Source organism: Pseudoxanthomonas sp. 3HH-4 (assembly GCF_006716465.1).
Classification (GTDB): Bacteria; Pseudomonadota; Gammaproteobacteria; order Xanthomonadales; family Xanthomonadaceae; genus Pseudoxanthomonas_A.
On sequence record NZ_VFPB01000001.1, the window covers coordinates 1168130 to 1183528 of the forward strand.

Sequence of the window (15399 nt, forward strand, 5' to 3'; positions counted from 1 at the left end):
GCCACAACGGCGCCTGCGGGCGCCGTTGTCGTTCATGCCTTGCGCATCATCCGTTTCAATGCGGGTGCCGCCACCAGTGCCAGGGCCGCGCACCCCAGGCCGATCCACATCATCAGCCAGAAAAGGTCCGCGTAGCCCGCGGCTGCCTGCGCGATGTCCCATGTCTGATCCTTCGGGATATCCACGGCTGCCAGCTTGCCGAACTGTGCCGCCAGGGTTTCAGAGAAGGCGGTGGCGAGCAGCCACATGCCCATCATCAGCCCCACCACGCGTGGCACGGACAACTCGGTGACGGCCGCGAGGCTGACGGGGGCCAGGCACATCTCGCCGACTTCCAGCAGCAGGTAGGCGAGCACCAGCCACCACACGCTGGCCATCACGCCCGTGTCGCCGACCTGTTGCGCGGCGATGGCGAGCGGCACGAACGAAATCCCGCCGAACAGCAGACCCAGCGCACCCTTCACTGGCTTGGAAAGGTCGCGCCCGCGCCGGCCCAGGGCTGCCCACAGCCATGCGAAGGCCGGCGCCAGGACTACCAGGAACAGCGCGCCGAGATACGTCAGCGAGCCTGCGGTCTGCGGCAGGACCACGGAATCGCGCAGTACAAGCACCACCAGGGTCGCGACCGCGACGAGGAACAGCACGCGCGGGAGTGGGCGGCGTGCGTCGCGTTCACTGGATCGCGCGGCGATGACGAACGCCACCGGCATCGCCAGCAAGCCCCACATCGACCAAGGCACCGTCGCCACGAACAAGCCCAGGTTCTCGGCCAGGCTGTCCGACCACACCACCACGCTTCGTGCCTGCACCAGCGACGGGAACAGATCCTTGGTCAGCAGTCGGTCGGTGAACATCACCCATGAGCCGTAGGTCTGCTCGTACAGGGTGAAGAACGCCAGGCACATGGAGATCATCGCCATCAGCGCGATCATCTGGCGCCGCTGCGGCGGGGTGCATTGCGTGGTGACGAACCAGGTGAACCATCCCAGCACCAGCATCAGCACCACCAGCATCAGGACCAGTGCCAGCGACAGCTCGCCGCCCAGTGCGAAGGCGCCGTTCGCCGCCGCCCACATCAGCCAGGCCAGCGGCAGCACGCCGAGCAAGGCACCGAGATAGATCGCCGCCTCGCGCGGAACGCCGAGCACGGGTACGCGCAGGGCGCCCGGCGAGGGTGGCTCCGCGTGGCCCTGCAGGTAACGCTGGCCCCACAGGAACATCGCCAGACCGAGCAGCATCCCGATGCCCGCCGCGCCAAAACCGTACTTCCATCCGAGCGTCTCGCCGAGGTAGCCGCACACCAGCGAGGCCAGCAGCGCACCCAGGTTGATGCCCGCGTAGAACAGACTGAAACCGCCATCGCGGCGCGGATCGCCCGGCGGATACAACCGTCCGACGATGCCGGTGATGTTGGGCTTCAGGAAGCCAGCGCCCATCACGATCAACGCCAGCGACAGGTACATGGTGCGCAGCGCCCCTTCGTCGCGCGTCACCACACCGCTATCCGAGACTGCGGCCGTACCTTCCAGCGCCATGCCGGCATGCCCGGCGACCAGCAGCAGCCCGCCGAAGACCACCGCCTTGCGCATGCCCAGCCAGCGGTCGGCCAGCAGACCGCCGATCACGGGGATGCAATAGACCAGGCCGCCGTACGCGCCGATCAGGTCGTAGCCGGCACCGTCGGCGAACAGGTGGTACTTGGTCAGGTACAGCAGCAGCAACGCCTTCATGCCGTAGAAGGAGAAGCGCTCCCACATCTCGGTGAAGAAGCAGACATAGACGCCCTTGGGGTGGCCCAGGAAGTCGTCGCGACCGGCGACCCAGGGGGCAGAGTGGCTCAAGGATCGCTCCGGCATCGGGAAAACCAGCCGAGTATAGGTGGCGCGCAGGAGGACGCAGCTGGACTTGCCGCGCAGCGAACGCTAGCGTGTCCGCTTTCCGCCATTCGGGAACGCATCATGAGCTCGCCGGGGACCCCGCAACTTACCTTCCGTGCCGTCGTGCTGGCCATCGTGCTGGCCGTCGTGCTGTCGGCCGCCAACGCCTACCTGGGCTTGTTCGCCGGCCTGACCGTGGCCACCGCCATCCCGGCGGCCGTTGTCTCGATGGGCGTGCTGCGCCTGCTGGGCGGCGGCACGATCCTGGAGAACAACATCGTGCAGACCGGTGCTTCCGCCGGCTCATCGATCGCGGCGGGCGTCATCTTCACCATCCCGGCGCTGATCATCCTGGGCTACTGGCAGGACTTCCAGTACTCCTGGGTGCTGGCCATCGCCGGTCTCGGCGGCCTGCTGGGCGTGCTGTTCTCAGTGCCCCTGCGGCGTTCGATGATCGTCGAAGAACCGCTGCCCTTCCCCGAGGGCAAGGCCGCGGCCGAAGTGCTCAAGGCTGGCGAGAACCCGGGCCCCGGCCTGAAGATCCTGGCCTTCTCCGCCGCCATCGGCGCCGTGCTGAAAGTCGCCGCCCACAGCGGCATGCGCCTGATCCCGGATACTGCCGCCGGTGCGGGCTTCTTCGGCAAGTACCTCGGTTACATGGGCACCAACCTGTCGCCGGCGCTGCTGGGCGTGGGCTACATCGTCGGTCTGAACATCGGCATCGTGGTGCTGTCCGGCAGCATCCTGTCGTGGCATATCGCCATTCCGCTGTACCACATGGCGTTCATGGGCACCGATCCTGCGCTGGCGCAGAGCATCGCGGGAGCGGGGCCGGAGGACATCGCGGGTGCGATCTGGTCGGCCAAGATCCGCTACCTGGGTGTCGGCGCCATGTTGATCGGCGGTGTCTGGACGCTGTTCTCCCTGCGCAAGTCGCTGCTGTCGGGCGTGAAAAGCGGCATCGCGGCCGCGCGCGCCGGATCGGGTGGTGCCGAAGTCGCGGAGACCGAGCGCGACCTGCCGATGAAGTGGATGCTGGTGGCGCTGGTGGTGTTCGTGCTGCCTCTGCTGCTGCTGTACCAGGCCATCGTGGGCATGTGGCACGTCAGCATCCCGATGGCGATCATCATGATCGTGGCGGGCTTCCTGTTCGTGTCGGTGTCGGCCTACCTGGCCGGCCTGGTGGGTTCGTCGAACAACCCGGTGTCGGGCATCACCATCGCCACCATCCTGTTCGCCTCGGTCGTGCTGCTGTTGCTGCTGGGCGAGAGCGGACGCATGGCGGTCGGTGTCGGCGGCGCGCCGCTGGGTGCGGTCGCCGCGATCATGATCGGCGCGGTGGTGTGCTGCGCGGCGGCCGTGGGCGGCGACAACCTGCAGGATCTCAAGGCCGGCTACATCGTCGGTGCCACGCCGTGGAAGCAGCAGCTGATGCTGGGCATCGGTGCGTTCTCCTGCGCGCTGATCATGGCGCCGGTGCTTAACATCCTGTCCGAGGCCTACGGCATCGGCGCGCCGACGGCCGAACATCCGAATCCGCTCTCCGCACCGCAGGCCACGCTGATGGCGTCGGTCGCCAAGGGCCTGTTCGGTGGCGAGCTGCCGTGGGGCATCATCGCCATCGGCGCCGTCATCGGTGCGGTCATCATCGCCATCGACGAGATGCTGAAGGCCCGGAAAAGCAGCTTCCGCGTGCCGGTGCTGGCGGCGGCCATCGGCATCTACCTGCCGCTGGAGCTGATGGTGCCGATCTTCCTCGGTGGCCTGTTGGCGTACTTGGTCGAGAAGCGCCATGGCATGGTCGGCACGAAGGACGAGGAGGCGCGCGACCGCCTGCATCGTCCCGGCACCCTGTTCGCGGCGGGCCTGATCACGGGTGAGGCGCTGATGGGCATAGCCGTCGGCGTGGCCATCTACGCCACCAAGGATCGCGACGTGCTGGTGCTGCCCGAGGCGTTCCAGCAGGGTGAGATCGTCGGCCTGGTGATCCTGGCCATCGTCGGCTGGCTGCTGTACCGCACCGGCGCCAAGTCGAAGGCGCTGGGCGACGTGGAGCCTGGTCCCCGCTGACCGGACACATGGCGCGAAGGCGTGACCTCACGCCTTTGCGCCGCGGCGCGCTTAGCGCCTACCATCGGGGTTTCCCTGTTGCCGGAGCCCCGGATGAAGCTGAAATCCGCCCTGTTGCCCCTCTGCCTGCTGGCGGCGCTGCCGTCGTTGGCCCACGCGCGTGGCCTGGACGTGCGTGACCTGCAGAAGCTGGACCGCGTGTCCTCGCCGGTCCTTTCGCCTGACGGCGGCACCGTCGTATTTGCCAAGCGCATTGTCGATGCCGAGGTGGTCAAGGCCAGCAGCAGCCTGTGGGTCCGCAACCTGCTGACCCGTGACATGGCGCCGCCCAAGCGGTTGACACCGGAAGGCTGGAGCGTCAATTCGCCCTCGTTCTCACCAGACGGCAGGACGGTCTATTTCCTCAGCGCCAAGTCCGGCACGCAGCAGCTGTATGCGCTGCCGGTTGCCGGTGGTACGCCGCGCCAGCTGACGGCATTCGCACTCGACGTGGCCGGCTACAAACTCTCGCCGGATGGAGCGCGCGTGCTCTTCAGCACCGACACCTTCGCCGAGTGCAAGGCCGATTTCGCCTGCACGAAGAAGAAGCTCGACGACACCGCCGCCAAGAAGAGCACCGGCGTGATCTACGACGGCCTGTTCGTCCGCCACTGGGATACCTGGGTCGACGGCCGTCGCAGCCGCCTGTTCGTGGCCGCATTGCCGGAAGGCAAGGCCAAGCCGGTCGCCAACGCCACCTCGCTCACGGACGCGATCGATGGCGATGCGCCGTCCAAGCCGTTTGGCGGTGCTGAAGAGTACACCTGGTCACCCGACGGTAGCGCCGTCGTCGCCGCTATCCGCGTCGCCGGCAAGGGCGAAGCCTGGTCCACCAACTTCGACCTGTACCAGTTCGCCGCTGATGGCGGCACAGCGCCCGTCAACCTTACCGCCGCTAATCCCGCGTGGGATACCGGCCCGGTCTTCAGTGCCGACGGCAAGACCCTCTACTACCGCGCCATGAAGCGCGCAGGCTTCGAAGCCGACCGCTTCGGCCTGATGGCGATGGACCTCGCCACGAAGCAGGTGCGCGAGATCGCACCGACGTGGGATCGTTCCGCCGATGGCATCGTGCTGTCGAAGGATGGCGCGACGATCTACACAACCGCGCAGGACGTGGGCCAGCATCCCCTGTTCGCCGTGGATGCCTCGAGTGGCGACGTGAAGAAGGTCATCGGCGACGGCAGCATCTCGGCCTTCGACATCGCCGGCGACACGCTGGCGCTCACCCGCAACACGCTGAAGAGTGGCGATCAGCTGTTCACGACGGATCTGTCCGGCGCACCACTGCGCGCCATCACCCCCAGCGCCGGCGACATGCTGAAGGACGTCCAGTTCGGCGATTACGAGCAGTTCACCTTCAAGGGCTGGAACAACGAGACCGTGCACGGTTACGTGGTCAAGCCGCACGACTACGTGGAAGGCCGGACGTATCCGGTCGCGTTCCTGATCCATGGCGGCCCGCAGGGCAGCTTCGGCGACGGCTGGAGCTACCGCTGGAATCCGCAGACGTACGCGGGGCAGGGCTATGCGGTGGTGATGATCGACTTCCATGGTTCCACCGGTTACGGCCAGGCCTTCACCGATGCGATCAGCCAGCACTGGGGCGACCGTCCGCTGGAGGACCTGCAGAAGGGTTGGGCCGCCGCGCAGGAGAAGTACACCTTCCTCGATGGGAAGAACGCGTGCGCCCTGGGCGCCAGCTACGGCGGCTACATGATCAACTGGATCGCGGGCAACTGGAACGAGCCGTGGAAGTGCCTGGTCAACCACGACGGTGTGTTCGACATCCGTTCGATGGGCTACGTGACCGAGGAGCTGTGGTTCACCGAGTGGGAGAACGGCGGCACGCCGTACGACGTGCCGAAGAACGTCGAGAAGTTCAATCCGGTCAACCACGTCGCCAAGTGGCGAGTACCGATGCTGGTGGTACAGGGCGAGAAGGACTACCGCGTGCCGGTCGACCAGGGCCTGTCCACGTTCACAGCGCTGCAGCGCAAGGGCATCGACTCGAAGCTGCTTTACTTCCCCGACGAGAACCACTGGGTGCTCAAGCCGCAGAACAGCATCCTGTGGCACGACACCGTCAATGCCTGGCTGAAGCAGCACATCGGCCGTTGAGCGTCATGCGATGGCCGGCCGGGTGCCGGCCATCGTCTTTTCCGAAGTCCGTAGGGGAGTCCTGATCGATGGCGATCGAAGCCACCGCACCATCCACTGCACTGATCCAGAACGACGCCGTCGTGATGGGCCTGCTCGCCGCCACGCTGGCGTTCGTCTTCTGGGGCGCCTCGCGTCCGGCCGGCGCATGGAAGAAGTTCTACGCCGTCGTACCCGCGCTGTTGATGTGCTATTTGCTCCCGGCGATCTACAACAGCGTCGGGCTGATCGATGGCAGCGCGTCGGGCCTGTACGCGATGGCGCGCGACTACATGCTGCCCAGCTCACTGGCGCTGTTCTGCATCGCCATCGACCTCGTCGCGATCCTGCGGCTGGGGCCCAAGGCGATCATCATGTTCCTGACCGGCACAGCGGGCGTGATGCTGGGTGCCGTCGTGTCGTTCCTCGCACTGGGCATCATCCATCCGGAAACCGTGGGCGGTGATACCTGGAGTGGCATGGCCACGCTCGCCGGCAGCTGGATCGGCGGTGGTGCCAACCAGGCCGCGATGAAGGAAGTATTCGCCGTCGATTCCACCCTGTTCGGGCAGTTCGTCGCGGTCGATATCCTGGTCGCCAACGTGTGGATGGCGTTCCTGCTGTTCCTGATTCCGCGCGCCGCCAGGATCGACCGCTGGATGGGGGCCGACACCCGCGTGATCGACGACCTGCGCGAGCGCATGGAGAGTTACCACGCGCAGCATGCCCGCAATCCCACGCTCACCGACCTGATGATCATCCTGGGCATCGGCTTGGGCACGACGGGCCTGGCGCACTTCCTTGCCACCCCCCTGGTCGAGTGGATCAAGACCTTGCCGACAGAATGGAGGCTCGAGGACTTCAGTCTGACCTCCACGTTCTTCTGGATGGTGGTGATCGCCACCACGGTCGGCCTGCTGCTCAGTTTCACGCGCGCCCGCCAGATGGAGGGCGCCGGTGCATCGAAAGTCGGCACCGCGATGCTGTACGTGCTGATCGCCACCATCGGTATGCACATGGACCTGAAGGCGCTGGTCGACAAACCGTGGCTGTTCCTGCTGGGCGCGATCTGGATCCTGACGCACGGCCTGCTGCTCTTCATCGTCGCCAAGCTGATCAAGGCGCCGCTGTTTTTCGCTGCCGTGGGTTCGCAGGCGAACATCGGCGCGGCGGCGTCCGCGCCGGTCGTGGCCAGCGCATTCCATCCGTCTCTCGCTCCCGTTGCGGTGCTGCTCGCGGTGTTCGGCTATGCGCTGGGTACGTACTGCGCGTACATCACCGGCATCGTGCTGCGCGGCATGGCGGGGTAGGGCAAGATCAGGGTCTCCTGTAGGAGCGACGTAAGTCGCGACGTTGATATTTCCGGTTGCGACTCACCGGTGCCGGCGTGCCGGCACCACTCCTACAGAAGCAAAAAAGGGCGAAGCCATTGGCTTCGCCCTTCTTCTTTCCTCATTTCTGTCCGATCAGCAGCAGCGAAACCCACTCCTGCCGCCGAACCGCGCTTCCTGCCGTTCGCGGAAGAACGTCTTGTAGTCCATCGGCTCGCGGTCCGGATGCTTCTCCAGCACATGCCGGACATAGTTGTCGTAATCCGGCACGCCGCAGCACAGCCGCGCCGTCTGCACGAGCCTTCGCCACACACGTTTGTGCGTGGCGAAGTGCGAGAGCGGAACGAGTTCCGTGCCCATGGCTTACAGCCAGGCCTTCTGCTGTTCTTCGCTCAGCGCGACGAACGGCGTCTCGCGGTCGCTGCGCTCGCTGCTGCGACGGGCCTTGGCAATCGCCCGCAGCGCATATACCAGCACGCTGAGCACCACGAACAGGAACAGCACGGTCAAACCCGTGTTGACGTAGCTGTTGACCACCACCTGGTGCATCTGGCCCATGCTCTTCGCCGCGCCGAGCAGTTGGCCGTCGGCGATGGCGGCCTGGTACTTCTTGGCCTGCGCCACGAAGCCGACCGCCGGATTGCTGTCGAAGATCTTGATCAGGCCCGCGTACGTGGTGCAGATCAGCAGCCAGATGGTGGGGATGACCGTCACCCACGCATAGCGGTCGCGCTTCATCTTGAACAGCACCACCGTGCACAGCATCAGCGCGATGCCGGCCAGCATCTGGTTGGCGATGCCGAACAGTGGCCACAGTGTGTTGATGCCGCCGAGCGGATCCACCACGCCCTGGTAGAGGAAGTACCCCCACAGTGCGACGCAGCCGGCCGTACCGATGACGTTGGCACTCCATGAATCCGTCCTGCGCAACGGCGGGATGAAGTTGCCCAGCAGGTCCTGCAGCATGAAGCGGCCCGCGCGAGTGCCCGCATCCACCGCGGTCAGGATGAACAACGCTTCGAACAGGATGGCGAAGTGGTACCAGAACGCCATCATCGCGTCGCCGCCAGGCAGGGCATCGTGCAGGATCACCGCGATGCCGACCGCCAGCGTCGGTGCGCCGCCCGCACGCGAGATGATGGTGCCCTCGCCGATATTGTGCGCCGTCTGTTCCAGCATTTCGGGCGTCACCAGGAAGCCCCAGCTGCTGACCTTCGCGGCCACGTCCACCGCCGTGGTGCCGATGGCGGCGGCGGGGCTGTTCATGGCGAAGTACACGCCGGGCTCGATGATGGAGGCTGCGACCAGCGCCATGATGGCGACGAACGATTCCATCAGCATGCCGCCGTAACCGATGTAGCGCGCATGCGTTTCATTGGCGAGCAGCTTGGGCGTGGTGCCCGAAGCGATCAGCGCGTGGAAGCCGGAGACCGCGCCGCAGGCGATGGTGATGAACAGGAACGGGAACAGTCCGCCCTTCCACACCGGGCCGTCGCCAGTGCTGGCGAATTGCGTGAACGCCGGCATCTTCAGCGAGGTCACTTCCGGGCTGGCGATGACGATGCCGATGGCCAGCGCCACGATCACGCCGATCTTCAGGAAGGTCGACAGGTAGTCGCGCGGCGCCAGCAGCAGCCACACCGGCAGCACCGCGGCCACGAAGCCGTAGCCGATCAGCATCCAGGTGATCTGGGTGCCGGTGAAGGTGAACGCCGGGCCCCAGGTGGGGTGCGCACCGACCTTGCCGCCGAACCAGATGGCCAGCAGCAGCAGGATGATGCCGACCACCGAGATCTCGCCGATCTTGCCGGGCCGGATGTAGCGCATGTAGACGCCCATGAGGATCGCGATGGGCATCGTGGCGATCACCGTGAACATGCCCCACGGGCTCTCGGCCAGCGCCTTCACCACGATCATCGCCAGCACCGCCAGGATGATGATCATGATCAGGAACGCGCCGAACAGCGCGATGGTGCCGGCCACCTGACCCATTTCCTCGCGGACCAGATCACCCAGCGAGCGGCCGTTGCGGCGGCTGGAGATGAACAGGACCATGAAGTCCTGCACCGCGCCGGCCAGCACCACGCCCGCGATCAGCCACAGCATGCCGGGCAGGTAGCCCATCTGCGCGGCTAGCACCGGGCCCACCAGCGGGCCGGCGCCGGCGATGGCGGCGAAGTGGTGGCCGAACAGCACGTGTTTGTTGGTGGGGACGTAGTCCAGCCCGTCATTGTTCAGATGCGCGGGGGTCGCCCGGCGCGGGTCCAGCCCCATCACGTTCTTCGCGATGTACAGGCTGTAGTAGCGGTAGGCGACCAGGTAGATGGACACCGCCGCCACGACGATCCACAGCGCGCTTATCTGCTCACCCTGGCGCAGCGCCACCACACCCAGGCACACCGCGCCGAGCAGCGCGAGCGCCGCCCAGCCGATCTTGGAAAAACCGTTCATTCGGCAACCCTCCGACAAGTCCGCACAAGGGTCGCCCCATGCGGGAGACCGGTCAATCCGTAATCCCGGATTCAGCCTTCGACTTTGGTCGCAGTGCGACGGCGTACTGCCGTCAGAGCCAGCGTGAGCGCTTGAACAGCCGGTACAGGCCGAAGCAGGCCAGCGCCACGCCCGCGATCAGGATCGGATAAGCGAAGCGTCCGCCCAGTTCGGGCATGTGCTCGAAGTTCATGCCGTACCAGCTGGTGATCAACGTGGGCGCCGCGAGCAGGGCCGCCCATGCACCGAGGCGCTTGACCGTCTCGCCCTGCGCCAGCGTCACCAGCGACAGGTTGACGCTCAGTGCGGCGGTCAGCATCTCGCGCAGCGTGTCGGTGTACTCGTTCACGCGCAGCACGTGGTCCTGCACGTCGCGGAAGTAGAGGCGCACTTCTTCCGGGATCAGCGCGCTCTGCGAGCGGGTCAGCTGTGCCAGCACGTCCTGCAGCGGTGCCACCGCCAGCCGCATCTGGGTCAGTTCGCGCTTCAGGTCGTACAGCTTCACCACCGTGCCGCGCCGGTAGGTGTCGGCGAAGATGTCCTTCTCCAGCGCGTCCAGGGTCTGCTTGAACTGGTCGATGATGGGGCGGTAGTTGTCGACGACATAGTCCAGTACCGCGTACAGCCCGTACGAAGGACCCAGCGCCAGCAGGTCGGCTTCGCGCTGCACGCGTTCGCGCACCGGCGCGTACGACAGCGACGCGCCGTGGCGCACAGTCACCAGGTAGCGGGGGCCGAGGAAGGCATGCGTCTCGCCGAAGCGGATGCGGTCGTCGACGACCTGCGCGGTGTGCACGGCCACGAACAGCGAGTTGCCGTAGGCCTCCAGCTTCGGGCGCTGATGCGCGTTCTGCGCGTCCTCCACGGCCAGGTCGTGCAGGCAGAACTCTTCCTGCAGCTTCTCCAGGATCGCATCGGCCGGTTCGTACAGGCCCACCCAGATGAAGCTGCCGTCGTCGATCGCGAGCACGTCGCTGATCTCGTCCAAGCCGATATCGCGCCGCTTGCCGCCCCGGTCGTATACCACGCAGTTGATGACGCACTGGGGCAGGGCGGGTTTCGTGTCGACGGCGGCGAGGTCGTTCATGGCGGGAATCGTGCGCCATGCGCGCGGTTGCGGCAACCCTGGCTCCCTGTAGGAGCGACGCGAGTCGCGACCGTCGCGACGACGCTCCATGGACGGGCGGCTGACACGGATCCTACGGCGCGAGGTGATGTCTCGTCCGCAGGATCCGTCTTTCGAAAGGTCTGGGTGGTTTTGTCTCTGCGGTCGCGACCCACGTCGCTCCTACAGGGACGCATGCATTACTGCGCGACGAACCGGATCGCCTGCCCGCCGCCCGGCGCCAGCTCGAGCGTCAGCGTGTCGCCACGCATCACGCTGCGTTCCTCGATCACGATGTCCTGCGGCGCGGTCTTCCAGTTCGCCTTGTCGCCATCGCGGTAGATCTGCGCGGTGTAGCGGCGGCCATCGTCGAGGAACGACAGCGGCACGCTCAGCGTGCGGGCGTCTTCATCGGTCAGCGCACCCAGGTACCAGTTGTCGCCGCCGCGTTCCTTGCGCGCGATGGTCACGTAGTCGCCGACCTCGCCGTTCAGTACGCGCGTGTCGTCCCAATCGACCGGGACATCCTTGATGAACTGGAACGGCGCCGGGTTCTTCTCGTAGTTCTCCAGCAGATCGGCCGCCATCTGCAGCGGGCTGTAGATCACCACGTACAGCGAGAGTTGCTTGGCCCAGGTGGTGGCGATGCCGTCGGTGGAGCGCGTCTTCATGCCGAAGATGCCGGGCGTGTAGTCCATCGGCCCGGCCAGCAGGCGGGTGAACACCAGGTTGGCTTCGTGCTCGGGCGGATTGCCGGGTTGGCCCCACGCGCTGAATTCCATGCCGCGCGCACCCTCGCGGGTGATCCAGTTGGGATACGTGCGGCGCAGGCCGCTGTCCTTGATCGGCTCGTGCGGGTTGACCGAGATGCGGCGCTTGGCCGCTTCGGTTACCACCTTCAGATGATGGCGGGCCATGTCCTGGCCTTCGTGCCAAGCGTAGTGACGCTTGCCGTCGCTGCCGGCGACCTTGGCCTGGCTGGCATCGGCCACGTAGCCGGTCTTCACCGCTGGCACGCCGACGCGCTGGTACAGGTCGAACGCGGCGTCGAGCTGCGACTCGTAGTGCGCCGCGTTGCCGGAGGTCTCGTGGTGGCCGATCAGCACGACATTCTTGGAGCGCGCATAGGCGCTCAGTGCTTCCAGGTCGAAATCCGGATACGACTTCGTGAAGCTGAAGTCCTCGCCGTTGCCGAACCAGTCCCCGTCCCAGCCCACGTTCCAGCCCTCGACCAGCACGCCGCCCAGGCCATGCTTCGCGGCGAAGTCGATGTGCTTGCGGACGTTCTCGTTGGTGGCGCCGTGCTTTGGCCCGGAGGCCCAGCTCTTCAGATCCAAGTGCATTTCCCACCACACGCCGACGTATTTCATCGGCTTCACCCACGACACATCGCCGAGCGCGTTGGGCTCGTTGAGGTTGAGGGTCAGGCTGGACATCGCCAGCCCGGCGGCATCGTCGCTCAGCAGCAGCGCGCGCCAGGGGGTGTCGAACGGCGCCGCACGCACCACCTTGCCTTCGCCGATGCCTGGGGTCAGGTCCGCCTTGAGTTTGCGGTCTTCCACCCGGGTCAGGTTCATGCCGCTGTAGTCGACCAGCGCAGCCTCGTGGATGGACAGGTGGGAGCCGTCGTCGAACTTGAAGGTGATCGGCGTCTGCGCGTCGCCGACCTGCTGCACCGGCGTGCGGTGGTACAGGTATTCCTCGCGATTCCATTCGCCGGCGGGTATCCACCACGCGGTCGCATCACGGGCCAGCGAGAATTCGGTCAGTTCCTCGCCGATCTTGACCTGCTCGAGGCCGGGTTGCTTCGGGAAGCGGTAACGGAAGCCCACTCCATCGTCGAACACGCGGAACACCACGTCGAAGCTGCGGAAGGGCTTGGCCTTCTCCTTCAGCGTGACCATCAGTTCGTTGTAGTGGTTGCGGACGAAGCGGCGCTCGCCCCAGGGCTGTTCCCAGGTCTCGTCGAACGTGCGCGTGCGCGGCTGCACGATCTCGATATTGCGCTCGAACTTCGGCGCGTCCAGCAGCAGGAAGCCGAGCCGCGACGAGGCGATGACCGGCTGGCCCTTGCGCGACACGGCGTAGGCGGGGCGCCCGTCGTTGTCGGTGGACAGTTCCACCACGATGGAGCCGTCGGGCGACGCGACGCGCGGTCCCGGGGCTGCATGCGCGACGTCCGCGCCAACGGTGAGCAGGACGATGAGCGGGAAGAGATAACGGAGCATGCGACCCTCGCGGTATGCAGAGGGCCGCATCGTGCGTGGCGGGACTCAGCGCGACAAGCGTCGCGGCATGAATACGTATGCAAGCGCGAGGTGCACCGGCAGCAGCAACGCGATCCATGGCTGGTTGTATTGCAGGCGCAGCGGCAGCCAGTGAAGGAACCAGGCGATCAGCGCGCCGCCCGCGATGGCGCAGACCAGCCAGCCGAACCAGGCGGGCGGCGTGCGGCGGCGCAGCACGGAAATTGCGCCGGGAATCAGCAGCACGCAGAGCGGGTTCAGCAGCAACAGGTTGCGGTTCGCCCATGCGGCCCAGTGGTCGGTGAAGCCCCACAGGTAGACCAGTAGGCCGCCGGCGGCGAAGCACAGCAGCCAGAACGGCACCGCAGCAGTAGCGATGGCACGCGGCCAGCGGCGACCTGTGAAACCGATCAGCAGGGCCGCCACGGCGCCCGCGCCGAGCCAGGGCAGCCATCGACGCGGCGTTTCCGCCGGCTCGGCCGCGATGCGGTGCGGCAGCAGCTGCATTTCCGACTGCACCAGCGGGCGGCCTTCATTGTTCTTCGCTTCGCGCAGGCTGTCGGCCAGCCGCATGGGGACGTAAGCCTCTTCCCAGCGCGACATCGGCTTGTCGGCTGACGGTCCCAGCCCCACGTCGAAGCCCAGCCACATCCATGTCGCGGGCGAGGCCAGTCGCACGGCTTCGCTGCGGAAGGTGTTGCCGCGCGAGCGGCCGGCGAGCTGCGACTTCAGCGTGCCGCCGAGCGCGGCATCGAGTGCGTCCCGCACCTGAGTCGAGCAATTGGAGGTGAAGTAGTCGTAGCGGTAGCGCGCATTCTCCGGCCTGGCCCGTTCAACCAGCGCATCCGCCAGTGCCTGCGCCTGCGCCGGCGCCAGGTCCAGCCATTGCAGCGAGACGCCGCGGCCGCTGTCCCGGTACTGCAGCAGATCCTGCTCGAACGGCAGCGCCATGAGGTAGTACATCATGTGGCCGCGGGCGAAATTGCCGACGAAGTCGGACTCGCCCGGATCGAAGAAGCCGAAGTTGTACGAGATCGCGTCGCCGCTGGCCGGATCGACGACGACAATCGCGTTGTGGCCGAAGCGCTCGAAGAACACCTCGCCCGGCTGCATCGTCGCCACGCCGATCCGCGGGGCGGCCCATGCCGTCGCGGCCAGCAGGCACAGCACGCCCAGCAGCGCCAGGCGTGCAGCCACGCTACGCATCGGCGAGCACTCCGACATGGAAGGCGTGTACGCGGCGCGCATCGGCACGGGCGACACGGAACATGAAGCGCCCGAGCGTGAGTTCTTCGCCGGTCTCCGGCAGGTGGCCTATCGCGGCGGTGATGAGTCCGCCGACGGTGTCGTACTCGTCGTCGAGGAAGTCGGCGCCAAAACGCTCGTTGAAATCGGAGATAGGCGTCAGTGCATCGACCACGAACTGGCCGTCGGCCTGCGCGGCGATCAGCGCGGCACCATCCTCGGCTTCGTCGTGTTCGTCGTCGATCTCGCCGACGATCTGTTCCAGCACGTCCTCGATGGTGACCAGGCCGGCCACGCCGCCGTACTCGTCGACGACGATCGCCATGTGGTTGCGCGATAGCCGGAATTCCTTCAACAGCAGGTTGAGCTTTTTCGACTCGGGGATCAGCACGGCGGGGCGCAGCAGTTCGCGCACGCTGCCGGGCCCATTGTCGGCCACCACGCCGCGCAGCAGGTCCTTGGCCAGCAGGATGCCGAGGATCTCGTCCTTGTTCTCGCCATGCACAGGGAAGCGCGAGTGGCCGGATTCCACCACATCCTTCATCAGGTCGAGGAAGCGCGCCTCCACCGGCAGCGAGACCATCTGCGCGCGCGGCACCATGACATCGCCCACGGTGAGGTCGGCGACGGCGATGGCGCCTTCCATCATCTTCAGGGTGTCGCCGCCGATCAGGCCGTCGGACTGCGCATCGCGCAGGATGGCCACCAGGTCATCGCGTGTGCTGGGTTCGCCGGAGAACGCCGAACTGAGGCGGTCCAGCCAGGAGCGCCGTTTCTCCGCAGGTTTGTCGGAGCCGTCCGGCGCAAAGGTACTGTCGTCTTCTGACATCTCGGGGGATGTGGTCGCCCACGGGGCG

10 protein-coding genes are annotated in these 15399 nt (G+C 66.3%); 3 read left to right on the forward strand and 7 right to left on the reverse strand.

Translation table 11 applies throughout. The annotated features are described in order from the left end of the window. Positions 1-32: 32 nt before the first annotated feature. Positions 33-1841 (reverse strand): peptide MFS transporter, encoded by a 1809-nt coding sequence (locus tag FB548_RS05295; protein WP_255470310.1) that lies wholly within the window; start codon positions 1839-1841, stop codon positions 33-35. Positions 1842-1958: 117 nt separating this feature from the next. Between FB548_RS05295 and FB548_RS05300 the strand changes: the two genes are divergently transcribed. From FB548_RS05300 to FB548_RS05310, 3 genes are all read left to right on the forward strand, one after another. Beyond that, on the forward strand, positions 1959-3947 hold the full coding sequence (locus FB548_RS05300; protein WP_142123673.1) for an oligopeptide transporter, OPT family: 1989 nt from the start codon (positions 1959-1961) through the stop codon (positions 3945-3947). 93 nt (positions 3948-4040) lie between these two features. Beyond that, a complete protein-coding gene (locus FB548_RS05305) occupies positions 4041-6107 on the forward strand; it encodes a S9 family peptidase (protein ID WP_142123674.1) in 2067 nt (688 codons plus the stop codon). 68 nt (positions 6108-6175) lie between these two features. Beyond that, the gene (locus FB548_RS05310; RefSeq protein ID WP_142123675.1) at positions 6176-7435 is read left to right on the forward strand and encodes a DUF819 family protein; all 1260 of its coding nucleotides are present in this window, start codon (positions 6176-6178) and stop codon (positions 7433-7435) included. A 156-nt stretch (positions 7436-7591) separates the two neighbouring features. Here FB548_RS05310 and FB548_RS05315 read toward each other — a convergent pair whose 3' ends face one another. The 6 genes from FB548_RS05315 to FB548_RS05340 all read right to left on the reverse strand — a co-directional run bounded on the left by FB548_RS05315 (position 7592) and on the right by FB548_RS05340 (position 15371). Continuing rightward, on the reverse strand, positions 7592-7816 hold the full coding sequence (locus tag FB548_RS05315) for a CstA-like transporter-associated (seleno)protein (protein ID WP_142123676.1): 225 nt from the start codon (positions 7814-7816) through the stop codon (positions 7592-7594). A gap of 3 nt (positions 7817-7819) precedes the next feature. Further along, complete coding sequence (locus tag FB548_RS05320; protein WP_142123677.1) at positions 7820-9907, reverse strand: carbon starvation CstA family protein; 2088 nt, start codon at positions 9905-9907, stop codon at positions 7820-7822. Between the two features lie 112 nt (positions 9908-10019). Continuing rightward, positions 10020-11033: a magnesium and cobalt transport protein CorA gene (locus FB548_RS05325; RefSeq protein WP_142123678.1), complete on the reverse strand. Its 1014-nt coding sequence runs from the start codon at positions 11031-11033 to the stop codon at positions 10020-10022. 218 nt (positions 11034-11251) lie between these two features. Then, positions 11252-13279, reverse strand: a complete 2028-nt coding sequence (locus tag FB548_RS05330; RefSeq protein ID WP_142123679.1) for a glycoside hydrolase family 97 protein — start codon at positions 13277-13279, stop codon at positions 11252-11254. A 45-nt stretch (positions 13280-13324) separates the two neighbouring features. Next, complete coding sequence (locus tag FB548_RS05335) at positions 13325-14503, reverse strand: DUF4105 domain-containing protein (RefSeq protein WP_142123680.1); 1179 nt, start codon at positions 14501-14503, stop codon at positions 13325-13327. After that, positions 14496-15371, reverse strand: coding sequence for a transporter associated domain-containing protein (locus tag FB548_RS05340; RefSeq protein ID WP_142123681.1), 876 nt, complete (start codon positions 15369-15371; stop codon positions 14496-14498). Before FB548_RS05340 ends, FB548_RS05335 begins: the two co-directional genes overlap by 8 nt. Positions 15372-15399 lie beyond the last annotated feature (28 nt).

Coding starts and splice junctions, on each gene's coding strand:
- FB548_RS05330 (WP_142123679.1), bottom strand. CDS start 13,279: ATGCTCCGTTATCTCTTCCCGCTCATCGTCCTGCTCACCGTTGGCGCG.
- FB548_RS05310 (WP_142123675.1), top strand. CDS start 6,176: ATGGCGATCGAAGCCACCGCACCATCCACTGCACTGATCCAGAACGAC.
- FB548_RS05305 (WP_142123674.1), top strand. CDS start 4,041: ATGAAGCTGAAATCCGCCCTGTTGCCCCTCTGCCTGCTGGCGGCGCTG.
- FB548_RS05315 (WP_142123676.1), bottom strand. CDS start 7,816: ATGGGCACGGAACTCGTTCCGCTCTCGCACTTCGCCACGCACAAACGT.
- FB548_RS05325 (WP_142123678.1), bottom strand. CDS start 11,033: ATGAACGACCTCGCCGCCGTCGACACGAAACCCGCCCTGCCCCAGTGC.
- FB548_RS05300 (WP_142123673.1), top strand. CDS start 1,959: ATGAGCTCGCCGGGGACCCCGCAACTTACCTTCCGTGCCGTCGTGCTG.
- FB548_RS05340 (WP_142123681.1), bottom strand. CDS start 15,371: ATGTCAGAAGACGACAGTACCTTTGCGCCGGACGGCTCCGACAAACCT.
- FB548_RS05335 (WP_142123680.1), bottom strand. CDS start 14,503: ATGCGTAGCGTGGCTGCACGCCTGGCGCTGCTGGGCGTGCTGTGCCTG.
- FB548_RS05320 (WP_142123677.1), bottom strand. CDS start 9,907: ATGAACGGTTTTTCCAAGATCGGCTGGGCGGCGCTCGCGCTGCTCGGC.